Below are 759 nucleotides of genomic sequence, written 5' to 3' on the forward strand. Positions count from 1 at the left end.
CTTTGTGGAATACCGGGTTGAAGACCTTGTCCGTCAGCGGATCATGGGCCTGGCACTGGGCTATGAAGATCTCAATGATCACGATGCCCTGCGGCATGACCTGATCTTTGGTCTGGCCTCGGGCCGTCTGTCAGGAGGCCGGGCAAACTGCGCAGCATTGGCTGGCAAATCTACACTGAACCGGTTGGAGCGCAGTGGGCACAAGGCAGATCGTTACTGTCGGATCATTGCTGATCATGAGGCCCTGGCTACCCTGTTCGTCACGCTCTTCCTTGACCAGCATGAGCACGCACCCGCCCGGATCGTTCTGGATGTGGATGCCACCGATGACCGTATCCATGGCCATCAGGAAGGCCGCGCCTTTCATGGATATTACGGCCATAACTGCTATCTTCCCCTGTATGTCTTCTGCGGGGACCATCTCCTCAGCGCTACCCTGCGCACGGCAGACAGGGACCCGGGGAAGGAAGCACTGGCAGACATCCGCCGGATCGTGGAGCAGATCAGGAGCCGTTGGCCCCGGGTGCGTATCCTGGTGCGTGGGGACAGCGGTTTCGCCCGGGACAGTCTGATGACATGGTGCGAAGACAACCACGTTGACTTCCTGTTCGGGCTTGCAGGCAACACCCGCCTGTATGACCAGATTGCCTCTTTGTCCGCTGAGGTTCGTGACGAAGCCGCCACGACAGGCAGAGCTGCGCGCGGTTTCGCCTCCTTTGACTGGATCACAAAGGACAGCTGGACGCGCCGCAGGCGGGT

Annotated in this window: 1 pseudogene; it reads left to right on the top strand. The window is 59.9% G+C overall.

From position 1 onward, the window contains the following. Positions 1-759 (top strand): annotated as a pseudogene (locus tag CFR71_RS16055) (IS1380-like element IS1380A family transposase); the annotation flags it as partial.

The sequence above is a fragment of the Novacetimonas pomaceti genome (assembly GCF_003207955.1).
Classification (GTDB): Bacteria; Pseudomonadota; Alphaproteobacteria; order Acetobacterales; family Acetobacteraceae; genus Novacetimonas; species Novacetimonas pomaceti.